Annotated in this window: 23 protein-coding genes; 17 read left to right on the top strand and 6 right to left on the bottom strand. The window is 29.6% G+C overall.

The window, feature by feature from the left end; genetic code table 11:
- Window positions 1-2: 2 nt before the first annotated feature.
- A complete protein-coding gene (locus tag CSPT_RS03280) occupies window positions 3-1,007 on the bottom strand; it encodes an L-seryl-tRNA selenium transferase (RefSeq protein WP_089182290.1) in 1,005 nt (334 codons plus the stop codon).
- Window positions 1,004-1,564, bottom strand: a complete 561-nt coding sequence (locus tag CSPT_RS03275) for a hypothetical protein (protein WP_089182289.1) — start codon at window positions 1,562-1,564, stop codon at window positions 1,004-1,006. The genes CSPT_RS03280 and CSPT_RS03275 overlap by 4 nt, the downstream gene beginning before the upstream one ends.
- Before the next feature lie 120 nt (window positions 1,565-1,684).
- On the opposite strand from CSPT_RS03275, the gene gatC reads away from it, so the two are divergent.
- From gatC to CSPT_RS03230, 9 genes are read left to right on the top strand one after another with little or no spacing between them, the layout of a single operon-like run.
- Window positions 1,685-1,975 carry an Asp-tRNA(Asn)/Glu-tRNA(Gln) amidotransferase subunit GatC gene (gene gatC, locus CSPT_RS03270; RefSeq protein WP_089182288.1) on the top strand — a complete coding sequence of 97 codons (291 nt, stop codon included), beginning with the start codon at window positions 1,685-1,687 and terminating at the stop codon, window positions 1,973-1,975.
- Between the two features lie 11 nt (window positions 1,976-1,986).
- On the top strand, window positions 1,987-3,072 hold the full coding sequence (locus CSPT_RS03265) for a type IV pilus twitching motility protein PilT (RefSeq protein ID WP_089182287.1): 1,086 nt from the start codon (window positions 1,987-1,989) through the stop codon (window positions 3,070-3,072).
- Complete coding sequence (locus tag CSPT_RS03260) at window positions 3,069-3,662, top strand: CvpA family protein (RefSeq protein ID WP_089182286.1); 594 nt, start codon at window positions 3,069-3,071, stop codon at window positions 3,660-3,662. The genes CSPT_RS03265 and CSPT_RS03260 overlap by 4 nt, the downstream gene beginning before the upstream one ends.
- Window positions 3,662-4,129 carry a Fur family transcriptional regulator gene (locus CSPT_RS03255; protein ID WP_181892287.1) on the top strand — a complete coding sequence of 156 codons (468 nt, stop codon included), beginning with the start codon at window positions 3,662-3,664 and terminating at the stop codon, window positions 4,127-4,129. Before CSPT_RS03260 ends, CSPT_RS03255 begins: the two co-directional genes overlap by 1 nt.
- Entirely contained in the window at window positions 4,129-5,646 is a 1,518-nt protein-coding gene (gene lysS / locus CSPT_RS03250; RefSeq protein WP_181892299.1) for a lysine--tRNA ligase, read from the top strand. Before CSPT_RS03255 ends, lysS begins: the two co-directional genes overlap by 1 nt.
- Entirely contained in the window at window positions 5,646-6,893 is a 1,248-nt protein-coding gene (locus tag CSPT_RS03245) for a serine hydroxymethyltransferase (protein WP_033915576.1), read from the top strand. Before lysS ends, CSPT_RS03245 begins: the two co-directional genes overlap by 1 nt.
- On the top strand, window positions 6,893-7,435 hold the full coding sequence (locus CSPT_RS03240; RefSeq protein ID WP_089182284.1) for a DUF1882 domain-containing protein: 543 nt from the start codon (window positions 6,893-6,895) through the stop codon (window positions 7,433-7,435). Before CSPT_RS03245 ends, CSPT_RS03240 begins: the two co-directional genes overlap by 1 nt.
- A gap of 12 nt (window positions 7,436-7,447) precedes the next feature.
- Window positions 7,448-8,284, top strand: a complete 837-nt coding sequence (locus CSPT_RS03235) for an SPOR domain-containing protein (RefSeq protein WP_089182283.1) — start codon at window positions 7,448-7,450, stop codon at window positions 8,282-8,284.
- A complete protein-coding gene (locus CSPT_RS03230) occupies window positions 8,284-9,066 on the top strand; it encodes a shikimate dehydrogenase (protein WP_089182282.1) in 783 nt (260 codons plus the stop codon). The genes CSPT_RS03235 and CSPT_RS03230 overlap by 1 nt, the downstream gene beginning before the upstream one ends.
- Before the next feature lie 16 nt (window positions 9,067-9,082).
- Here the strand turns inward: CSPT_RS03230 and CSPT_RS03225 are convergent, their stop codons facing one another.
- Together CSPT_RS03225 and CSPT_RS03220 are read right to left on the bottom strand one after the other, a co-directional pair.
- Window positions 9,083-10,465, bottom strand: coding sequence for an FAD-linked oxidase C-terminal domain-containing protein (locus tag CSPT_RS03225; RefSeq protein ID WP_089182281.1), 1,383 nt, complete (start codon window positions 10,463-10,465; stop codon window positions 9,083-9,085).
- A gap of 2 nt (window positions 10,466-10,467) precedes the next feature.
- Window positions 10,468-11,184: a plasminogen-binding N-terminal domain-containing protein gene (locus CSPT_RS03220; RefSeq protein ID WP_089182280.1), complete on the bottom strand. Its 717-nt coding sequence runs from the start codon at window positions 11,182-11,184 to the stop codon at window positions 10,468-10,470.
- A 153-nt stretch (window positions 11,185-11,337) separates the two neighbouring features.
- Between CSPT_RS03220 and CSPT_RS03215 the strand changes: the two genes are divergently transcribed.
- Genes CSPT_RS03215 through hpf form a run of 5 tightly spaced genes read left to right on the top strand, consistent with a single transcriptional unit; the run spans window position 11,338 to window position 19,117 of the window.
- On the top strand, window positions 11,338-16,356 hold the full coding sequence (locus CSPT_RS03215) for a hypothetical protein (RefSeq protein ID WP_143297551.1): 5,019 nt from the start codon (window positions 11,338-11,340) through the stop codon (window positions 16,354-16,356).
- Window positions 16,356-17,078: a type II secretion system protein gene (locus CSPT_RS03210; protein WP_089182278.1), complete on the top strand. Its 723-nt coding sequence runs from the start codon at window positions 16,356-16,358 to the stop codon at window positions 17,076-17,078. The genes CSPT_RS03215 and CSPT_RS03210 overlap by 1 nt, the downstream gene beginning before the upstream one ends.
- Before the next feature lie 3 nt (window positions 17,079-17,081).
- The gene (locus CSPT_RS03205; RefSeq protein ID WP_089182277.1) at window positions 17,082-18,020 is read left to right on the top strand and encodes a PulJ/GspJ family protein; all 939 of its coding nucleotides are present in this window, start codon (window positions 17,082-17,084) and stop codon (window positions 18,018-18,020) included.
- Window positions 18,020-18,535: a hypothetical protein gene (locus CSPT_RS03200; RefSeq protein WP_089182276.1), complete on the top strand. Its 516-nt coding sequence runs from the start codon at window positions 18,020-18,022 to the stop codon at window positions 18,533-18,535. The genes CSPT_RS03205 and CSPT_RS03200 overlap by 1 nt, the downstream gene beginning before the upstream one ends.
- A 54-nt stretch (window positions 18,536-18,589) precedes the next feature.
- Window positions 18,590-19,117, top strand: a complete 528-nt coding sequence (gene hpf / locus CSPT_RS03195; RefSeq protein ID WP_089182275.1) for a ribosome hibernation-promoting factor, HPF/YfiA family — start codon at window positions 18,590-18,592, stop codon at window positions 19,115-19,117.
- Window positions 19,118-19,155: 38 nt separating this feature from the next.
- Here the strand turns inward: hpf and CSPT_RS03190 are convergent, their stop codons facing one another.
- Together CSPT_RS03190 and putP are read right to left on the bottom strand one after the other, a co-directional pair.
- Window positions 19,156-20,085, bottom strand: coding sequence for a ribose-phosphate pyrophosphokinase (locus CSPT_RS03190; RefSeq protein WP_089182274.1), 930 nt, complete (start codon window positions 20,083-20,085; stop codon window positions 19,156-19,158).
- Window positions 20,086-20,149: 64 nt separating this feature from the next.
- A complete protein-coding gene (gene putP, locus CSPT_RS03185) occupies window positions 20,150-21,649 on the bottom strand; it encodes a sodium/proline symporter PutP (protein WP_089182273.1) in 1,500 nt (499 codons plus the stop codon).
- A gap of 180 nt (window positions 21,650-21,829) precedes the next feature.
- On the opposite strand from putP, the gene CSPT_RS03180 reads away from it, so the two are divergent.
- From CSPT_RS03180 to CSPT_RS03170, 3 genes are read left to right on the top strand one after another with little or no spacing between them, the layout of a single operon-like run.
- Complete coding sequence (locus CSPT_RS03180) at window positions 21,830-22,537, top strand: amino acid ABC transporter permease (protein ID WP_228568550.1); 708 nt, start codon at window positions 21,830-21,832, stop codon at window positions 22,535-22,537.
- Window positions 22,530-23,258, top strand: a complete 729-nt coding sequence (locus CSPT_RS03175) for an amino acid ABC transporter ATP-binding protein (RefSeq protein ID WP_089182272.1) — start codon at window positions 22,530-22,532, stop codon at window positions 23,256-23,258. Before CSPT_RS03180 ends, CSPT_RS03175 begins: the two co-directional genes overlap by 8 nt.
- Window positions 23,259-23,271: 13 nt before the next feature.
- Window positions 23,272-24,000: a basic amino acid ABC transporter substrate-binding protein gene (locus tag CSPT_RS03170; protein WP_089182271.1), complete on the top strand. Its 729-nt coding sequence runs from the start codon at window positions 23,272-23,274 to the stop codon at window positions 23,998-24,000.
- Window positions 24,001-24,019: the final 19 nt, after the last annotated feature.

The raw sequence follows: 24,019 nt of genomic DNA, 5'->3' as shown, positions 1-24,019 counted from the left end.
TATTATTTTATTTCTAAATATCTATCATCGTAATATATGCCATCTTTAGATACAAAACTTCTATTTTCAACCTCATCATCTAGTTTGTAAATTTCTGAATTTTCCAAATTTTCATCAATTTTTATGATATGTCCATTTTTTTCAAGAGCATATAAAAAACCATTTTTTACAGCTACATTTGAAAATATAGCAAATGGAAAATCTTTGCTTTTTATTCTTCTTAAATCCAAATCGGCTTTGATTATATTTCCATCTTTTTCAAAAATAAAAACATTGTTATTATATATTTTGATATTTTTTATTTCCCCTCTATGATTTGTTGTTATAGTTGGACTTATCATAATTATTTTTGTTGCAGTTGCAGCAAACATTCTATCTCCTACAACATCTAAATATATAATATTGTTAAAAAACGGCTCATTGCTAACAACAACATCTCTTATGATTCTTCCGCTTTGTTTTTCTACAACAATAATTTTTCCATCAAGTGTTGGGAAAATTATAAGAGAGCTCATAAAATATGGAGGTGCCATACGAGAATCTTGTGCATATGCTATACTAGATTTATAATCTAACAAAGTTTCATTTGTATTTATATTTATTAGCTGTATGTCATTTTCAGAGCTAAGAGTAGCAAGTAATTCCCCATCAGTTGCAGCACTAACTATAGCAACTGGAAATTTTTTAGAAAATATAGTTTTACCATTATTATCTATAACATAAATTTCGCCATTAAGTTTTGATATGATGAAAGTATCATTTGTATGGTCTAACAGGGATACATCTTTTGAAACTTTTAAATTTTTTTCAATACCATTTAAACTAATAACAGTTCCATCTTCTAAGATAGCCCCATTAATACTTGTTGAGACTATTTCTGATGACAATTGAGATGTAAATTTCATTTCACCAGTAACATTTTCTGGCTCAAAATATTGTCTTTTTGTTGTACATCCTGATATAAAAAATGCACATACAAATACTATTAATAATAAATTTTTTTTCATTTTTGTGTTCCATTATAGTGTTTTAAATTTTTTATAATTTTTTGTAAGTTTGAATCCATTGGAATTTTTGAAAACTCTATGTCTGCCTTTCCAAAATCACCATTTTTTATAAACTCAAAACCTTTTAGCAGTGCTGCGTAATTAAGTAGTAGGGTATCATTGTTTTTATTGGTTTTAAATTTAGCCAAATCAATCAAAAATGGGTCAACACCTTTTAAATTTTTTAGCTCTTCTAAATTTGAGCTACTATTTGTATCAGATAAAATATACATTGCATACAAAGATGGTGCTTTTTCTTTTAATAGTTCTTTATCGCCTTTTTGCTCTTTATTTTGAAAAAGCCTATTATAAGCTTCATTTGCACTAATTATATCTGATTCTTTTTTGTATTCAACAAATTTATATATAACAAAAGCACTAAGTGCCACAACTAATATTATGATTATAGATTTAAAATACTTATGAAAAAATCTCTCGCCTTTTATCATATTTTCCAAAAACTGCTCTTCGGAGCTAATTTCTGATTTTATGGACTGTAAATTATCTTTTAAAGCCAATGTCTAATCCTTGCTAATAAAAATTTTGGCTTAATTGTAGCATAAATAATTTTAAAACAGCCCTAAGTTAAAGATAAATGTGTTATAATAATTTCAATTTTTTAATATTTAAGGTAAAATATGACTATAAATGACTCTTTATTTACTAAGATAGAGAAACTAAGCTCTCTTAAAATAAGCGATGATAAACGCCAAGAAATATCAAAACAACTCACTGAAATTGTATCTTTTGTAGAAAATTTAAACGAACTTGATTTAGATAGCGTAGAGCAAACAGTAAATAATATAAACAATGGATTAATACTAAGAAATGACGAACCTAAAAATGATCAAGATACAATAGAAATTATACTAAAAAATAACCCAAATAGTGATGGCAATTTTTTTGTTGTACCAAAAATCATAGAGTAAAAGGATAGTATTTGGAAGAAAAACTCAGCTTAGACTTTGATGTTGAAACACTTTTAAGAACAGTTGTGGCTCATAGAGCAAGTGATTTGCATTTAGTATCTAATAGTGAACCACAAATTAGAGTTGATGGGACATTAAAACCTCTAGATTTACAAGTATTAAATGGAAAAGATATACAGCACCTTTGCTATACATTAATTTCAGATGAACAAAGAAGCATACTTGAAGAGCAAAAAGAGCTTGATTTTGCCATAGAACTTCCTAATATAGGTAGATTTAGAGGTAATTATTATTATACCGGAAATGGTAATATGGCAGCAGCCTTTCGTATAATTCCATTAGAAATACCTTCTTTAGATGATATTAAGGCACCAAACATTTTAAAAGATGTCATCAAAAGAGAAAAAGGACTTATCTTAGTTAGTGGTCCAACAGGATCTGGAAAATCCACCACACTAGCAGCTATGTTAAATGAGATAAATTTAAAATATAGAAAACATATAATAACTATAGAAGATCCAGTTGAGTTTATACATAAAAACAAAAGATCTGTTTTTTCACTTAGAAATATTGGCACAGATACACATAATTATAAAAATGCTTTAAAATACGCCCTAAGACAAGATCCAGATGTCATTCTAATAGGCGAGCTCAGAGATGAAGAAACTATTTCCATAGCTATAACAGCAGCTGAATCTGGGCATCTAGTCCTTGGAACACTTCACACAAACTCAGCTATGCAGACAATAAACAGAATAATAGATAGCTTTGAAGCTGGGAAACAAGCTCAAATTAGAAGTATGCTTTCTATATCGCTTACGGCTGTAATATCTCAAGCATTGATACCAAAAATTGGCGAAGGTAGAGCTGTTTGCCATGAGATACTTATAAATAACTCAGCTATTTCAAATTTGATTAGAGAAAATAAAATTCATCAAATTTATTCTCAAATGCAACTAGGTCAAATCGAAAGCGGAATGGTAACACAAACTCAAAATATGATAAAATTATTAAAAGCAAGAGAAATATCAAAAGAGATAGCTTTGAGATACTCAACAAGCCCAAATGAACTAAAAGCATTAATGGAAAATATATGAGCGTAGTTAATTGGTTTGATGCAATAATACTTGGTATAATTATACTAGTTGGCATAAAAGGTGCTATAAATGGTCTTATAAAAGAAATTTTTGGACTAATCGGTATAATAGGCGGTATTATATTTGCCACTAGATTTGATGGCGCACAAGAACTTATAAGCACATATTTGTATCAAACAGACAATAAACAAATGCTATCATTTATAGCTTTTATAGCCTCATTTATAGTTTTTTGGTTAGCTTGTTTGATAGTTGGAAATATACTTACAAAATTTCTAAGAGCAAGCGCTTTAGGCTTTTTTGATAGACTTGGCGGTCTGGTATTTGGTTGTGCTAAAGTTTTTTTGATATTTTCTGTAATATTTGTTGTTATTGCAAATATATATGTGTTAAATTCAAAAATAGAACCAATTCTTAGAGGAAGTGTAGTATATGAAACAATGCTTGAATGCGGAAAATGGATAATGAACATAAATATAGACAAAATAAAAGATGATTTTAATGTTAAGATACAAAATTTAGATGATCAAAATTTAACTCTAGATGATAATATAAGTTTGTATGATCAAAACCTAACTAAGGAGAAATAATGTTGATAGAAAATATAGAATACGACACGCTTATTGACAATTTCAAAAAAATTTTAAAGGAAAATGGTCTTAAATTTACAAAACAAAGAGAAATTTTAGTAAAAACTCTTTATAAATCCGATGAACACTTTACGCCAGAAAATATATATTTGCTCATAAAAGAAAAATACCCTGAATTAAACTTAGGTATAGCTACTGTTTATAGGACTTTAAATTTATTAGAAGAAGCTGAAATGGTAACTACAATTACTTTTGGCTCACAAGGTAAGAAATTTGAACTTGCTACAAAACCACACCATGATCATATGATATGCAAACATTGCGGTCTTATAATAGAATTTGAAGATGCAGCCATAGAAAAAAGACAAATTGCTATAGCAAAAGAGCACGGATTTGAACTCACAGGTCATATTATGCAGCTATATGGGATATGCAAAAACTGCCAAAAAAAGAGAGGTAATAAGTGATTTTTGATACACAATTTGAAGAACAAAGAATACAAAAAATAAAAGACATAAATGATATCGGTATAAATCCATATCCACATTTTTTAAAAAAAGATATAAATATAAGCGAATTTAAAAGTAAATTTGCTCACATAAAAAATACAGAAGAAAAAAGAGAGAGTGAAGAAAACTCAGTTACATTAGCTGGAAGAGTAAAACTAAAAAGAGTTGCCGGAAAATCAACTTTTGCAAACATCGAAGATCAAAGCGGAAATATTCAGATATATTTTTCAAGAGATAGTATTGGCGAGGAAAAATACTCTTTTAGTAAAAAAAATATAGAAGTTGGAGATATAATAACAGTAAAAGGCTATGCATTTATAACTAAAACCGGAGAATTTAGCTTACATGCCAGTGATATAACTTTAGCTTCAAAAAGTATATCGCCGCTTCCAGAGAAATTTCATGGTTTAACAGATAAAGAAATGCGATATCGCCAAAGATATCTTGATATGATAATGAACTCAGAAGTAAGGGAAACTTTTGAAAAAAGATCTTTTATTATTAAGATAATTAGAAGATTTTTTGAAGAAAGAGGTTTTTTGGAAGTTGAAACACCTATGATGCACCCTATAGCAGGTGGAGCTAATGCAAAACCTTTTATAACTCATCACAATGCCTTAGATGTGGATAGATACTTAAAAATAGCACCTGAATTATACTTAAAAAGGCTAGTTGTCGGTGGAATGGAAGCCGTTTTTGAGATAAATCGCTGTTTTAGAAATGAAGGTATGGATTTAACACATAATCCTGAGTTTACTAGCATTGAGTTTTACTGGGCTTGGCACGATTATTTTGAAGTAATGGATTTAACAGAAGAGCTATTTAAAGAGCTTTTGGATAAATTAAATCTAGAAAAAATTATAAAATTTGATGGAAGAGATATTGACTTTTCAAAACCTTTTGCAAGAATTAAGTATCTTGATGCACTTAGTGATATTGGCGGAATTTCAAAAGAAATTATAAATGATAAAGAACAGATATTAGCAAAACTAAAACAAGATGGATTTGAAGCAAATGATAAACTTGATTTAGGACACTTACAAGCTGAGCTTTTTGATAACTATGTAGAAGATAAACTTATAAATCCAACATTTATAATTGATTTTCCAATATCCATTAGCCCTCTTTCAAGAAGAAGCGATAAAGATTCAAATATTGCAGAAAGATTTGAACTTTTCATAGCAGGAAGAGAGCTTGCAAATGCATTCAATGAGCTTAATGACCCACTTGATCAATACAATAGATTTAAAGCTCAAATTGATGCAAAAAATGCTGGCGATGATGAAGCTCACGAGATGGATGAAGATTATGTAAAAGCACTAGGTTATGCTATGCCGCCAACAGCTGGTTGGGGGCTTGGAATTGATAGACTTGTTATGTTGTTGCTAGATAAAGTATCTATAAGAGATGTTATACTTTTTCCAGCAATGAAACCAATAAAAAATTTAGATTCAGATTTACAAAAGGAGCAATAATGTCAAATTTAGAGCAATTTGATAAAGAAATTTTCGATCTTGCAAATAAAGAGTTAAAAAGACAGACTTATGGGTTGGAGATGATAGCTAGTGAAAACTTCACATATCCAGATGTTATGGAAGTTATGGGTTCGATATTTACAAACAAATACGCCGAAGGATACCCAGGAAAGAGATATTATGGTGGTTGTGAATTTGTAGATGGCGTCGAAGAAATAGCCATAGAAAGATGTAAAAAACTTTTTAATTGCAAATTTGCAAATGTTCAACCAAACTCAGGAAGTCAAGCAAATCAAGGAGTTTACGGAGCACTTTTAAAACCAGGTGACAAAATCCTAGGAATGGATTTAAGTCATGGCGGACATTTAACTCATGGAGCAAAAGTTTCAAGTAGCGGAAAATACTATGAAAGCTTTTTTTATGGCGTTGAATTAGATGGAAGAATAAATTATGATAAAGTCCAAGAAATAGCACAAATTGTTAAACCAAAAATGATAGTTTGTGGTGCAAGTGCGTATGCAAGAGAGATTGATTTTGCTAAATTTAGAAGTATTGCAGATAGCGTTGGTGCGTATCTTTTTGCGGATGTTGCACATATTGCAGGTCTAGTTGTAGCAGGAGAACACCAAAGTCCATTTCCGCATTGTCATGTTGTAAGCTCAACAACTCATAAAACTTTACGAGGTCCAAGAGGCGGTATAATTATGACAAATGATGAAGAGATTGCAAAAAAGGTAAACTCAAGCATATTCCCTGGAATTCAAGGTGGACCACTTATGCATGTTATAGCAGCAAAAGCAGTTGGCTTCAAACACAATCTTAGCGATGAATGGAAAGTATATGCAAAACAAGTAAAAGCAAATGCTAAAATGCTTGGCGATGTAATGATGAAAAGAGGATATGATTTAGTAAGTGGCGGAACAGACAATCACTTAATCTTGGTAAGCTTTTTAAATAAATCTTTTAGCGGAAAAGACGCTGATCATGCTTTAGGAAATGCTGGAATTACAGTAAATAAAAATACAGTTCCAGGAGAAACAAGAAGTCCATTTATAACAAGTGGTATTCGTATAGGAAGCCCTGCTCTAACAGCAAGAGGAATGAAAGAAAAAGAGTTTGAGTTTATAGCAAATAAAATAGCCGATGTTTTAGATGATATAACAAACGAATCTTTGCAACAAAATATAAGAAAAGAGCTAGAAGAATTGGCTTCTAAATTTATAATATATGACAAGGCTATGTTTTAATGCAAACAATAGATCTTGCACTTATAAAGATAATAAAAGACCATTATTATATAAAAAGAGATACGATAGTTCAAAAAACAGAATATAAAGGTAGAGTATTTTTTGATAAATTTGAGCGTATTGATGAACCACTTGATTTTAATATCATGCAAAAACATTTAAATAATGAAATCACAGTAGCTCATTCTTTGGTAAATAAATTTAATAAAGTTGAAAATATAGTCTTTGATTATAACGGCAGAATGCCAGATAGATTTTGGCACAGAGCTCAGCTTCTTTTTAGAGAAGAAGGCTATATGAATTTTACAGCTTATACTACAAAGACGCCAGGGCATCTACACCTTTATATACACAAAGGACATACTACTTTTGAAGAAGGTTGTCAGATTGCAAATAGGCTTTCTATGCTCTTAAATGCTAAAATGATGAAAGAGTGGAAAGTTTTTCCAACTCTTGATGTTCCTAAAGAATTTAATATACTTACACTGCCTTATGAGCTTTATCAAAAAGAACGCGGAGCTTCTTGGGCTAAGCATATGTAAAAAGGAGAAAATATGGAAGAAAACAACGAATTAAAAGACTTAGTTTTAGATGACAAAGATGATGGTTCAAATTCTCGTAAAATGAGAAAATTGCTGATTATAATAGCTTCTTTAGTTATTTTATTTTTAATAATTCTTTTTGTTATGAAAATGTTAAATAGCTCAGATAATACAGCACAAAATGATGGTAGAGTTATTATACCTCCTGAGATTGAAACAGTTCAAAAAAGCGAACCAAATGATACTATTTTTGAACAAGTTCCAATATTACAAGATGAAAATTCATCTCAAAAACAAAGTTTTGAAGATATTGTTAAAAATTTAAAAGAAAAAGAAGAATTAAGACAACAAGCAACTATAAACAACAAAGATTCATTACCAACACAACCGGTAGTCCAAAAAGAAGAATCTCCTAAAACACAAGAAACTAAAAAAGATGTAGCTACAAAAACAACAGACACTAAAACAGAAAATAAACCAACCACTAAAAAAGACACAACAGCTACAACTAAAACCGAGGCAAAAAAAGATACTAAACCTATAAAACAATCAGTTAGCATAAACAACAAAAAAACAACAAATACTTCAAAAAGTGCTTCTAATGCTAGTGGAGTAAGTGCTGGAACATATATACAAGTTGCATCGGTAACCAAAGTAAATACAAATACCGAACTTTTTAAGAAATTAAAAAATAACGGATATGATTACAAGGTTTATGAAACAACGATAAATGGTAAAAAAATAAACAAAATTTTAGTTGGATCATATGATAATGCCAAAGTAGATGGTGCCTTGAAAGATATACGATCTAAAATAAATCCAAACGCATTTATATTTAGAGTAAAATAATGGATATTTACGCTATATTTGGAAATCCAGTAGATCACTCAATATCTCCTAGACTCCACAATATAGCCTTTTATGATTTAAATATAGATGCGGTTTATACAAGAGTTTGCTTAAATGATGGCTCAAAACTTATAGAAACTTTCAAATCTTTAAATTTATGTGGAGCAAATATAACAGTTCCACATAAAGAAATAGCTCTATTACAATGCGATGAGCTTGATAAAATCGCAAAAGCTATAGGCTCAGTAAATACCATTGTTAAACGCTCAAATAAAATCATAGGTTACAACACTGATGCTCCTGGATTTTTGCTATCTATAAAATCTTTTGAAAATTTAAAAAAAGTCCTTATCATAGGTGCTGGCGGGACCGCAAAAGCTATATCTTACATACTAAAAACAAAAAATATACAAGTTGATATAGTAAATAGAAGCAAAGAAAAATTAGCTAAATTCAGTGATTTAAACTGCTTTACTTGGGATGATTTTAAAATATCAAAGTATGATTTAGTGATAAATACAACAAGTGCCGGATTAAAAGAAGATATTTTGCCTGTGCCAAAAGAACTTTTAGAACCAACTATAAAACAAAGCAGGTATGCTTACGATGTTATTTACAATAAACAAACTCCATTTTTAAATTTATGCAAAAAAAATGAAATAACACACAAAGATGGATTAGATATGTTACTTTATCAAGCTGTTTTAGCTTTTAATATATTTAATGATGGCAAGCTAAACAATGAAAAAGTAGAAAAATCTATGAGAAAAGTATTGAATTAATGGGATTATAATAAAATTATAGCCCCATTTTATTTGGATTTAGTATATTATTTGGATCAAATGCCTTTTTTATAGTTCTAAAAAGTTCCATTTCAGCATTGCTAAAAGCTAGTTTCATATATGGTGCTTTACTTAGCCCTATTCCATGCTCTCCGCTAAGCGTTCCACCAAGCTCTATTGTAACTTTAAATATCTCTTCTATAGCAGCATAACCCCTTTTAACCTCATCTTCATTATCTTTATTTACCATCACATTTGTATGAACATTGCCATCGCCAGTATGCCCAAAACAAGGTATTGTTAAATCATATTTTTTAGAAATTTCATAAATTTTAGACAAAAGCTCTGGTAGTTTTGATCTAGGAACTGTTATGTCTTCATTTAATTTCAAACTTCCATAGCAAGTTATAGCTTGAGAACAATTTCTTCTAGCAAACCACAAATCAGCACTCTGTTCTTCATTTTTTGCTATTTTAAAATCTATGCAACCATTTTTACTAAAAACTTCATTTATAACTTTTAAATCATTATCAAGCAAAACTTCTAAATTTCCATCAACATCAGCTATAAGTATAGCTCCCGCTTCTTTTGGCAACCCTTTATTAAATTTATTCTCAACAGCTCTTATACTCAAATTATCTAAAAATTCCATAGCAACAGGAGTAACACCAGCTGCCATTGTTTTATAAACTGCCCTCATTGCGTCATCAACACTTTTAAATACACCCATTGCAGTTTTTTTAAATTTTGGCTTTGCGATAAGCTTTAGCGTAATTTCAGTAATCACAGCCAAAGTCCCCTCGCTTGCTATTAAAATTCCAGCGGTATTATACCCAGCTACATCTTTTATAGTGCGTTTGCCACATCTTATAATGTCTCCATTTGGCAAAACTGCCCTTAAAGCCATAACGAAATCTTTTGTTATGCCATATTTTGCGGCTCTCATCCCTCCGGCATTTTCACTCACATTTCCGCCTATTGTAGAATAATTTTCACTAGCTGGATCTGGCGGATAAAAAAGCCCTACTTTACCCGCTTCTTTTTGAAGATTGATATTTATACATCCAGGTTGAACAACTGCTACCATATTTTCCATATCAATTTCTAAAATTTTATTCATATGCTTTTCAAAAGCTAAAATTATCCCACCTTCATGAGCTAAAGCTCCTCCAGTAAATCCGCTACCTGCACCGCGAGGAATAATTATAATTTTATTTTCATTACAATACTTTAAAATTTTGCTTACATCTTCTTCATTTCTTGGAAACAAAACTCCATCTGGCATATATCTTTTTTTAGTCGCGTCGTAACAATACGCAACTCTATGAGCCTCATCAAAATATGCGTTTTCATCTCCAAGTAAATCTAAAAAATATTTCTTTTGTAAATTAGTTATCATTTTTACTCTTTCAATAAACTTCTATAATAAGCATCATAGTTATTGATCTGTCCACTTGAAAAATCCCAAAAAACAGTATCAATCTTGCCAACTCTTGAATAAAAAGGTAAATTATAATAACCTATATGACCACTATTAAACCTTTTTATAACCTTAAAACTTCCGCAATCTACAAAAACACTCTCATTTTCTAATGCAAAAAATATAAGACCTGCTAAATTTTTATTACACATCTTTCTAAAATCATCTCTGCTTGGATTTGGCTTAAATTCATAGTTTAGATAAGAAGCTACTATATCTGGATGTATAAAAGTTAATCTTGTAAAACTATTTGTAACCTCATCATAAATCTCTTTATTTGGAGCTACTATTAAAGATCTAGAATATAAAAAATTCAATTTCACATGATCTCCAGCCTCAGGTAAAACTCCTGGAAGTGGTAGTGCATTTTGTTCTAGCATAGAAAAAAGTTCAAACTGAATTTTAGCAGTTTGACCATTTTTTTCTACAACACTAGCTCTAGCTATAATGCTTTCATTATGAGAATCAAAACTATGTATCACAACGCCGCTACTACCTACAACAAAATCATCACTATCGGCAATAGTTCCGTAACCATCCTTTACATCTAGCAAAGTTAAATCAACTTCTTTCATAAAAAAATCAGCACCAAATATAAAATTTACGCACAAAATAAGCAAAACTAAAATTTTTTTCAAATTTTTCTCCTAAATAGCATTTTGTATATTATATCTTATTTACTATAAATATTAAAACAAAATATAAAATTCTTAACCTACTTGTTTTATTATATATTATGGAAAATTATGCTATATTTAGCTCATAATTATAAAACTAAAAAAAGGATAAAAATGTATAAATTTATGTTTTTTTTTCTTATGTTTTTTTTAACATCTATAAATAGCTTTGCAATAGGATTAAAAGGAATTTATTATACAAAAGATCCATATTGCGCAGATAGAGAAGAACTTAAAACAACAATAGATCCAACTATAAATTTTTCTTGGGACAACAAACCAATATGTGCTCCCTTTGACGGTATTGGCTCAACAAATGCTGTAAAGAGAAATGACAATTGGGGTATTGTGTGGAGCAGATATATTAATATACCAGAAAATAAACAATTAATAATTAATCGAGGAACTGTAACCACAAGAGTGGCAGTAGATGAAAATACAAAATTTGATACAAATTCGCGTGGTTGTGGTCATCCTTTAGACAAGTCAGGCGCTTGGTCTTATAATAGTGCATGGGGTCCAAATACTAAAAATGGAGTTAAATTAGATAAACTAAGTCCAGGATTACATAAAATTAAAATTTATACATTTGTAGGAGCACCTGCTTGTAATGATAGATATTTTAGTTTAATGTTTAAAGATGTAGATCCAAACATTCCTAATGAACCTGTCCCAACAGAAAACTTATTCCCATATAAAATAGCAGAAGCATCATTTGAAAAAAATTTTTACTCACTAAATGAACCAAGCACAGGTAGCGAAATTATAGAAATCCCTATAAATTTAAGCACTCAACTAAAAGATGATATAACAATTAAATTTAATGTTCAAGATGAAACAGCAAAAAACAACATAGACTATAAAATTTTAAACGATACCATTACAATACCAAAAAACGAAACAAAAGCGATATTAAAAGTAGAAATTTTAAAAAATTACAACAATACCAATACTAGAAAAACATTTAATATCCAAATCTCACAAATAACACCATCAAAATCTATAGAAAGCACAACAGACGAAGAAATAGGAGCAATTTTAAAACAACCATATGATTCAACAAGAATAGAAATAGTCAGTAAGATGGGTGTAGGAGAATGTATAAAAGAAGATCCGCAAGATAAGTCTCCAGCAGGATTTGGATGGAAAAGAATAAGTGCTTATACATCAGCTGGAAAATATTCTCCTTACAATGATTACGATGCAATGGTGGATAAGCTGGATATAAAAATTGATTGGAATACAGAAGCAAGAAACAACGGCACAAAAAGACTTACTATAAATCACGGTGGACCAAGTAAGATTGGAGGGATAGCAAATATTAGTTTAGGAGAAAATGGTAAGGGTATAAATATTTCAAAAAGTAAAACCATTATAGAGTTTGATTATTATGCTTGGGGTGGAGAAAAACAGCCCAATACTTATTATATCGGAGAGAGAATACTGCCAAAAGTTGGAATTGCAACAGAGATACAAGAGAATGGCGGTATTGGAATGGCTGTTATTTTATATGATGCTAGCATAGATAAACCAAGACTAGCTAATGCTGATTCTATAGACATTCTAGCAGGCATGGGTTATTTATCTAAAAATACAAAATTTACAAATGGCTTACTAGCAATAGGCTTGCATCAAGCACAAGATTTCGCACAAAATGCTAATGGTCTAAGTGGCGGTCAAAATAATCTTTCTAACTCTATAACCATAAGAGGATCTGTAAATCAAAATGCACCATTTATAACAAGTAAGCAAACATACAAACTAGGCGATGGTAATCCAAAAACAGATGATTATCATGCTGGGAGATTTAAAATAACACTTGATTCTACCACAGGAAATACACTTATAAGCGTAAGCAGAGATGATAAAATAATTATAGACAAACAAGATATAACATCTTATTTGCCAAAATCTGGAAAATTTAAAGTAGCTTTTGCGGCTTCAACAAAAAGATATGGATACTCAAATGTTCATCAAATTGCAAATGTAAGCATAAAATCAACTGATTGTGGCTCATCAAAGCAAGAGACATATACGCTAAAAGTTGTAGAAAGACAATTTGCCGAAGCCCACAAAGCAAATAAAGCAAAATACGATTTTAACTGGCTTTGGAACAGCCCCCTTAGGACAAAAATAGCAGGCGGTGCACCGCTCAAACCTTATGAAAAAAATAGTAATAAAATCGGGTATGAATACTGCGTAATAGGTGCCAAAGTAGAAGCAGGAAATGCATACCCGTCTACTCAATCACAAAATGTATATGTAACTTACAACAAAATAGATGATAAAGAACTTCTTAAATATAAACTAGGCAATAAATTTAATGAAGATGATTTAAACAATCTATATTCTAATGAGCAAAATCTTACAACAGGAAACTTGCCGATAAATAATGTTGAAAAAGAAGAATTAGTATATTCTAATGGCAAAGATAACTTGAAGCTAACAACAGATCCGAATGATGTTACCGCAGCTTGTTTTGTTTTGCATAAGAATTTTACATCCAACAATATAACAAGTCATATGTATTTTAACGCTTATGATTTATCTATAAAATCAGAAGATATTTTAAAAGGTATAAAAAGCTCAAACAATCCATTTGCTATAAAACCGGCTGGATTTTATATGACTTTCGAAGAAATAGATTATACAAATTTTCCACAAAGAACACCAAAGCTGGCAATAAAACCAAATAAAGACTACACGAAAGAACTAATAAAAACAGATGACAATAACAAAATAAATATGCCTATTAAATTTTTTATAAACGATGCAAATGTAAGCATATTAGATAGCACAACTATACTAAATTCCAGCAGTATTTATAAAATAAATGCCACACCTATAGCTTTAAATATATCAAATAAACAAGGTGACAAATATACATACACATTAGCAAACGCAAAAAATACAAACTATTATAATCTCATAGAAACCACATATAAAACACAGCCATTTCACAACTTCACGCTTTTAAGAGCCATAACAAACAACTCTATGAATTGCAAAAATGATGAAAATTTATCTTTAGGAAAAGATAGCACTATTGATCCTGATATCCTAAGAATAACTTTTAGAGATAGTCAAATAAAATATCAAAATCAAACAGACAGTGTAAAAGAAAATTTAAAAATAAATGGGATATTGATAAATGATAGTGAAGATTTATATCTTAAATATGACAATGTTATGAAATTTGAAAATTTACTCAAAGATCCATACTGGACAGCTATAAATTTCATAAATATTTACAAGAATAATAAAAACAAATTAACTGCTGAAGAAAAAATAGCCTTATCTCAAAACTTAAAAAATTATGGTTATCAATGCAGACCGGATATAGCTGATCAAGATGCATCTAAAGATTTTGTGATAAATAATGAATTTGCAGATGAGCTTGTAGATTGTAGCATACAAGCATTAAATCCAAAATATATTGAATTTATTCCAAACAATTTTGATATATATGTAACTAGAATTTTAAATCAAAGCAATATAAACAAAGAGTCATTAAAAGGCGGTTTTACATACTACAATGACTTAATGCAAGATGTAAATAAAACGTATAATAACAAAAGTCCAAAAATAAACATAGAAAATCAAATGAGTGCAAAACTTCAGCTAATCATAGCTGCATCTGATGGAAATGGAAATTCTTATCCTAACTTTACAAATAGTTGCTATGCAAAAGATATAATTTTAAATTTAAGTTATATTGGGGATAGAAATTTTAAATATAAAGACAATATCCAAAACAATGATGTAAAAACGCTTTCTTCAAAAGAAACATCACTAATGAAAAATGCCATAACAGCATTTAACGCAACTTATGATAATTACAAAGAAAATACTCATTTAGAAAAAGTTATAAACCAAAAAGATGAATTTAAAAACTACATTAAATATAAAGAAGAAAATTTACTATCAAAAGATATAAGGGATATGCTAACAGAAGAAAGTATACCTTTAGATAAACAAAAATTCCTAGATACTGATAAAATTTCTTTTAATGTGGTTGGCTTTTATAATCAAAAAAGCTCACAAAATTTTTGTAAAGACACAAACACAACAGAAAAATGTTTCATAAAAATAATCTCGCCATATACAACTGATACAGATATAAATGAAGATAAAAAGAGAAATTTTAATATAGATAGAAATTCATATAAAACAACTGATGTAAAAAGAAATGATGTAAAGTGGGATGAATTTACTTTTGCAGACAAAACAAATGATAAATTTGATGATAAAAGTGCTTTAGTGCAAATAAGCAAAAATTTCTTTAATGATAGCATTGAATTTATAGACAAAGATTACAAAAAACAACCTCTTAAAAGAACTGGAGCAACTTCAGTTATGATAGGATTTAACCTAGAAAGAAACGAAAATCCTATGAATCCTACAAAAATTTTTATAAGAGATTTTATCCCAAATTCACTTTGGCTTGTATCTGATGAAAATAGACTAGAAATTAAAGATAAAAATATAGAAAATCCTTTTAATATGCCTACAAACATTAATATCCATTATTATAACCACGACGATAATGAAAGTGCACTGTTTTACTACGGAAGTGCTTATGCAAAAGATGTAAAAGGATTACGAAGTGGCGTGAAAAACAGCGTATATTACACAACATATTGCACACAAAATTGCGATATATTTGATATAAACACAAGCTATAATAACACAGTGCCAATTATATTAGATTGGTATAAAACGCCTGATTATGTACCAGCAAACAAAGGACAAGTTAATGGCGATATTTATGAATTTAAAGCAACAAATAGCAGTGAAACTAGAACAAAAACAGATACAGATAAAAGTGATATATACTATCCGTTAGATAAAAAAGATTTTACGCACAATATAATAATAAAATCCGATAATAATAATGTAAAAGATGACACAATAACACTTAAAACGCCAACATATCTTAAACATCATGAGAAATTTAATGTAGAGTTTATGAAAGACAATGAAAACCTATGGTTTGGAGATGGTTCTGTGGGTTCAGTTGAGAGTGACGAAGGCAGAAATAGTGTCGGTAAAGTATTAGGAACGAAAGATACAGACGATGAAAAAAAATTTGATAAAAATTTAAATAAAAACTCAAATAGGATATTTTGGTAATGAAAAGAGCTTTTTCTATAATAGAAGTGGTTTTAGCCATAGTTATAATGGGATTAAGTATGATTGCTATACCGACCATAATCTCACAAAGCACTATTTCAAATTTACATGCATTAAAACAAGAAGCCATACTTTCATCTAAAATGCAAATGCATTTAATGTTTTCTATGCCTTGGGATAGTAATTCTATGGACGAAACAGATATATTTCCTAGAGTTACATTAACAAATAGCACAGCAGAAGGTTTAAAAAATGCTATAAAAGAAGATGGAGATTTTACACAAGATTACGAAAATAACAAAACTAGACAAAATTTACCAATTAATGCTTACATAAATAAACAAGCAAGCATTCCAGCTTTTAGTGCAAATTTTGATGGATTAGACCATCTTCATAATTATGAAACTGAGTTAAATATAGAAAATCCAACCGATCAAAGAGGCGTTAGAGATATTATAATTCCTATAAAAACTATATTTAAAGTTAGCTATGTGGATGATAATTTGAAAGATGATAGCTATATAGATGATAAAAATATTAAATTTAACTTTAACGTACCACAAGCAAAAGATACTACAAATATCAAACAAATAGAACTACATACTTGTTTTATAGAAAATGTAAAAACTGGCGAATGCACAAACGATGATACAAACATAATCCTAAGAGCTTATAGCTCAAATGTCGCACCATCGCATATCATAACAAGAGAGATAAATTAACATATGAAAAAAGCATTTACTTTAGTAGAAGTTGTATTTGTAATAGTTATAATGGCAATTTTAGCTTTAATTAGCTCAGATTTACTAGCAAATGTATATAAAAACTATATACACACTCGCTCTATAAATGAGCTTGAGTATAAAACAGATATAGCTTTAGAACAAATCTCAAAAAGGCTAAGCCATAGACTAAAAGGATCTGAAATAGCAAGACTTGTTGAAAAAGAGAGCGACAAACTTACAGATACAATACTATCTATAAAAGATGATAGACCAGAAGATGATAAAAAATACGCACTAGAATGGATAGGCAAATCATATGAAACTCAAATTTTAACTCACAAAACAGACAACAAGGTTGGCTGGAGTGGTGTTTCTGACTTAAATTTTACCAAGCCAACCGCATTAAATGAAACAACTTTCACATCTCCTGGTTCTAAATTTGATGAAACTTTTAAAAATACTTTAAAAAATGTGTATTCTGATAAATTTGGTATATTTTTTATAACAAATCAAAAACCAGATATAAAAAAAGATTTTGGATATAAAGACAAATTGCATAATAAAATAGCTTCAGGAGAGATAAAAGATGATGATAATATCACTATAATAATTCCAGATGGCATGAATGAAGTAAGTGATATGTATTATCTTTTAAATACAGCTTATGCGGTAGTTCCAGAAAAAACACAAGATTATGGAGAAAAAAATAAAAATCAAAAAAGCGGTGAAAATATTTTTGATTTATATCTTTACTATGGTTATCAACCTTGGGAAGATATAAATCACGACAAAGCTCAAAAAAGCTTACTAGCACAAAATGTTAGTCTGTTTAAATTTACACAAACACAAAGCGGAGTTATAGTTATGAAATTATGTATGAGAACTCTTGATACAGACGAGATAGACTTTACAGTTTGTAAAACAAAGGCGGTTTATTAATGAAAAAAGGTTTTGCACTTATTACTGCAGTAATTTTTGTTGTATTAATAGCAACTATAGGGATGCTTAGTTTATCCATAGCATCAAATAGCGTAAAAAATAGCTCAGATATTTACCTAAGAGAAGAAGCTGAACTTTTAGCCATAAGTGCAGCAGAACATGCTATCTTAGCCATACAAGCTCATAATTTTAATCAAAATTGCATAAATAAAATAACCTCAACATATCCAGATGACAAACATCCACAATATAATATAAATGTAAGTATAAGATATATAGGAAATAATCTCCCAAATGATTGCGAAACAGCATATAATGGCGATATAAATATATTTTATGATGACAAGAATAATCCAATAAATGACAAATATCAAGTTGCTATCATTGATATTGTAGTAAAAACTTCAGAAAATATAACAAATGAGCCAATAACATTTCACAGAAGAATTACTCAGCCGCTAAATTTTACAAAGATAGCTATCAAACCAAAGCCAATCAATAAAAATACCCCGTAATTTTTCTAAATTTTATGATATAATCAAATATATTAAATTTAAAGGAGTGTAAATATGAATATAAGCATAGTAGGAAGACAATTTGAGCTTACCAAACCCATAAAAGACTATATAGAAAATGCATTTGAATCGCTAGAAAAATACAATCTTGATATCATTGCTATAAGATGCGTTATATCAGCAGATGAAAAGAAAAATAAAAGAGGCTTCAATGTAGATTTTGCTATAAATTTAGCAAGAAAAGATACAATCGTTATATCTCAAAAAGATAAGGATTTATACGCAGCTATTGATCTTGCAAGCGAGAGAGCATCAAAAGTTTTAAGAAGAGAACACGATAAAATAACAACTCATAAAAACAAAGATGACCAAAAAGCAAGTGTGGCACAAGTAAGCGAAGAAAAGATAGAAGATACAGATGAAATAGTTCCAATAGATCTTGAATTATACAAACCATTAGAGATAGAAGAGGCTCTAGAAAAACTAAAAAATAGCACTGATCAGTTCTTTGTATTTAACGATATGGATGCAAAATTAAGAGTAATATATAAAAGAAAAGATGGTAAATTTGGATTATACTAAGATATATTAGAGTTTGTATATGCAAACTCTAAATTTGATTATAAAAATAAGCTATTTACGCTTTCGTTATTATAAACTCTTCTTATAACTTCAGCAAAAAGCGGTGCAGCTGAAAGAATCTTTATCTTATCGCAATCTTGTTTTAAAGGTATTGTATCTGTTATAACCAGTTCATCTAACTCGCCTTTTTGCAATCTCTCATAAGCAGGTCCACTAAGAACAGCATGCGTACAAAAAGCCATTACGCTCGTTGCACCACGAGCTTTAAGAGCAGAAGCTGCCTTTACGATAGTTCCAGCAGTATCTATCATATCATCTACTAAAATGACATCTTTGCCATTTACATCCCCTATTATATTCATAACTTCACTTTCATTTGCTTTTTCGCGACGCTTATCAACTATAACTATATCCAAATTTAAGTTTTTTGCTAGTGCTCTTGCTCTGGCAACACCGCCTATATCAGGACTTGCTACTATTGGATTTTTAAAATGTTTATTTTTAACATATTCTGTAAACAAAATAGAACCATATAAGTTATCAACCGGTATATCAAAAAAACCTTGAATTTGTCCAGCGTGCAAATCCATAGTTACAACTCTACTTATGCCAGCTGCTTGCATCATATTTGCAACAAGTTTTGCTGTAATTGGCACTCTAGGAGCGGCTTTTCTATCCTGTCTCGCATAGCCAAAATAAGGCACAATAGCAGTTATAGAATTTGCACTACTTCTTCTTAGTGCATCTGTTAAAACCAAAAGTTCCATTAAATTCACATTTACAGGACTACAAGTTGGCTGTATAACAAACACATCCTTACCCCTTACACTTTCACCAACTTGCACACTTATCTCGCCATCACTAAATTTTTTTATATTAGCTTCACTCAAAGGCAAAGAAAGGTATTTTGAAATCTTTTTAGAAAACTCTAAATTCGCATTGCCAGAAAAAATTTTATAACCGTGCATTTCTACCTTCTATAAATTAAAATTAAGTGAAATTCTAACATAATTTTACTTAATTAAATTTTTATTAAATTTGTTCTTTAAATTCATCAAATTCATTAAGAATTTTTTCAGCTTTTTTTGAATCTTTATCATGCATAGAATTAAAATAATTTACAATCATGATAACCAAACTAGAAATTATAAATCCTGGAAATAACTCATATATATATTGACTAAATCCAAAAGATATCCATATAATAACACTAAATCCACCAGCTATCATACCACTTAATGCAGAAATTGTAGTAGTTTTACTAGAATATAGTGCAAAAAGCAGTGCCGGGCCAAAACTAGCACCAAAACCAGCCCACGCATATCCAACAACTTTTAATACAGTATCATCAAGCATAAATGCTATAAATGTGGCAACAATACCTATCAAAATAACAGCCAACCGGCTTATAAGAGTTTTAGATTTGTCACTTAAATCTTTTTGATAAAATTGAAATAAAAAATCTTGCGTAGCAGAACTAGAACAAACCAAAAGCTGACTAGAAATAGTACTCATAACAGCAGCAAGTACTGCTGAAATAATAACACCAACTATAAATGGATGGAAAAGAGTAGAACCAAGCTCCAACAATACAGTCTCTGAATCTTGCAAAGTAATCCCATTGGAAGAAAAATACACAAAACCAATAAGCCCACTAGCAATAGCTCCAATCAAGCCTATTATCATCCAAGAAATTCCTACAAATCTTGCTCTTGCAATCTCATCTATGCTTCTTATTGCCATAAAACGAACTATGATATGCGGCTGCCCAAAATATCCAAGCCCCCAGGCAAGAAGACCAATGATACCTAAAAAGCTCTGCCCTTCAAATATATTTAAATGATTTAATCCAATCTCCGAGCTATATTTTTTAACCTCTCCTATAAATGAACTGCCATCTGGTATATTTATGTTAAAATAAGCAACACTTGGTATTAAAACAAGTATAGCAAACATAAGAACTCCTTGAAAGGCATCTGTCTCACAAACAGCCTTAAATCCACCAAAAAATGTATAAACCACAACAACAAAAAGTGTAAATATAGCCCCAAAAGCAAAATTGATACCAAAAAAACTTTCAAATGTTTTTCCACCAGCTATAATCCCACTACTAACATAAAGAGTGTAAAATACTAAGATTATAATTCCAGATACAAATCTTATTGTTTTTGTATTATCTCTAAATCTATTTTCGAAAAAATCAGGTATAGTAGAACTATCTCCAGCAACCTCAGTATATACTCTAAGTCTTTTTGCTAAAATTTTATAATTCGCCCATGCACCGATACTTAATCCTATGGCTATCCATATATTACAAAGTCCAGTTGCATACAAAACCCCAGGAAGACCTAAAATCATCCATCCGCTCATATCAGAAGCTCCAGCTGAAAGAGCTGTTAAAACTGGGCCTAAACCACGATTATCTAAGATAAATTCGTCAACCCCCGCGTCTTTATTGTAATTTCTTTTTCCTATATAAATAAGAATACCTAAGTAAATAACAATAGCTAAATATATATAAAAATCATCCATATTTCTCCTTTTTTGTATTTAATTTTTGACAGCTATATTTATACTATCAAAATAAAAGTTAAATTTTTCTTTATGATAAAATTTACTATTTACTTGAAAACAAGATAAATTAAGCAAAATAATATTAAATTTATTGTAGTCTTTTGTTTTATATTTTATTTTTCAAAAAGGTATAAATAATTGAATGAAAAAATTTTAAAATTTATTGTTTTTATGCTTATAGCTACACTAGGTGTATACTTTACATATCCAGATGAAATTAGTAGCGACCAAGCATTAAGTTATTTAGAGAGCTACAATACAACGCTCATACTTACAATTGGTGGAATTACCATAGGTATAGTTTTAGGTTTTATTTTAGCTTTTTTAAAATTTATAAATATAAAAATACTAAGTTTTATTATAGATGAGTATATAGACATAATAAGAGGAACACCTGTTTTAATACAACTTATGGTTTTTAGCTTTGTTGTGTTTGCCACTTGGAGCAACAATATATATGCAGCCATTATAGCTCTTGGGTTAAATAGCTCAGCCTATGTTGCTGAAATAGTAAGATCTGGTATAAATGGCGTTGATAACGGACAGATGGAAGCCGCAAGAGCTATGGGGCTAGACTATAAAACTTCTATGAAAGAGATAATTTTTCCGCAAGCTATAAAAAATATACTTCCAGCACTTGCAAATGAGTTTATATCACTTTTCAAAGAAACTTCTGTTGTTGGAATGATAGGAATTTTTGATTTAACCATGAATGCACAAAGCTTACAAGCTACGCTTTTTACAGCAAAACCGATACTTTTTGCTGCGGTAATTTACTATATAAGCGTTAAGATATTTTCTTTTTTAGCAAAAATGCTAGAAACAAGGTTAAATAAAAATGATTAAAATAGAAAATCTTTGTAAAAAATATGGAAATTTATCAGTTTTAAACAATATATCAACAGATATAAAAAAAGGTGAAGTTGTAGCCATAATAGGTCCAAGTGGTGGTGGAAAAAGTACATTTTTAAGATGCATAAACAAGCTTGAAGAGCCAGATAGTGGGCATATATTTATTAAAAATCAAGATATAACATTAAAAAGTACAAATATAAACAAAATAAGACAAAAAGTTAGTATGGTTTTTCAACACTTTAACCTTTTTGCAAACAAAAGTGTTTTATCAAATTTAACCCTAGCTCCGATAAAAGCAGGAATTTATAGTAAAGAAGAAGCACAAAGTAAGGCAATAGAGCTATTAAGGAAAGTTGGTCTTGAAGATAAAAAAGATGAATTTCCACACAAATTAAGCGGTGGACAAAAACAAAGAATTGCAATAGCAAGAAGCTTGGCAATGAATCCTGATGTTATTTTATTTGATGAACCAACTTCAGCACTTGATCCTGAAATGATAGGTGAAGTTTTACATATAATGCAAGAAGTTGCAAAAGAAGGATTAACAATGCTAGTTGTAACTCACGAAATGGGTTTTGCTAGAAATGTTGCAAATAGGATATTTTTTATGGAAGGTGGAATTATAGCAGTTGATGACACTCCCAAAAATGTTTTTGAAAATCCACAAAATGAAAGATTAAAAGAATTTTTAAATAAAATTTTAAACCATTAACAAAGGATAAAAAATGAAAAAGTTTTTTAAATGCTTATTAGCTAGTTTGTTTTTAGCTACATGTATAAATGCTAATGATATTTTAAAAGTTGGAACTAATGCTACATATCCTCCTTTTGAATACATAGATCAAAATTCAAAAATAACTGGTTTTGATATAGATTTAATCGATGAATTAAGCAAAAGGATTGGCTTTAAATATGAGATAGTAAATATGGGTTTTGATGCTTTAATACCTGCTTTAAAAAGCGGTAAAATAGATGCGATAGCTGCTGCTATGAGTGCAACTCCTCAAAGAATTAAAGCTGTAGATTTTACAAATCCTTATTACACAACAGAGAATTTATTTATAAAAAAATCATCTAATACTGCAATAAATTCAAAATATGATTTAAAAGGTAAAAAAATAGGAGTTCAACTTGGCACAGTTCAAGAAATAGCAGCTAGAGAAATCAAAGGCTCTAAAGTAGTTCCAACAAAAGATATTTTTAACTCAATAATGGCACTTAAAAATAACAAAGTAGACGCGGTTCTTGTTGATAGTTCTATAGGTTATGGATATTTAAACAAAAATGATGATTTGGCTGAATTTTTAAAAGAACCAGATGGTAGCGAGGGTTTTTCCATAGCATTTGATAAAAACAAACACACAGAGTTAATCAAAAAAATAAATGAAGAAGTTGATAAAATGAAACAAGATGGAACATATGAAAAACTTCTTAAACAGTATGAATTAAAATAAATTCAAGTATTTTCGTATT

This window comes from Campylobacter sputorum subsp. sputorum, from assembly GCF_008245005.1.
Taxonomy (GTDB): domain Bacteria; phylum Campylobacterota; class Campylobacteria; order Campylobacterales; family Campylobacteraceae; genus Campylobacter_F; species Campylobacter_F sputorum.
This window is presented reverse-complemented; position numbering and strand designations above follow the sequence as displayed.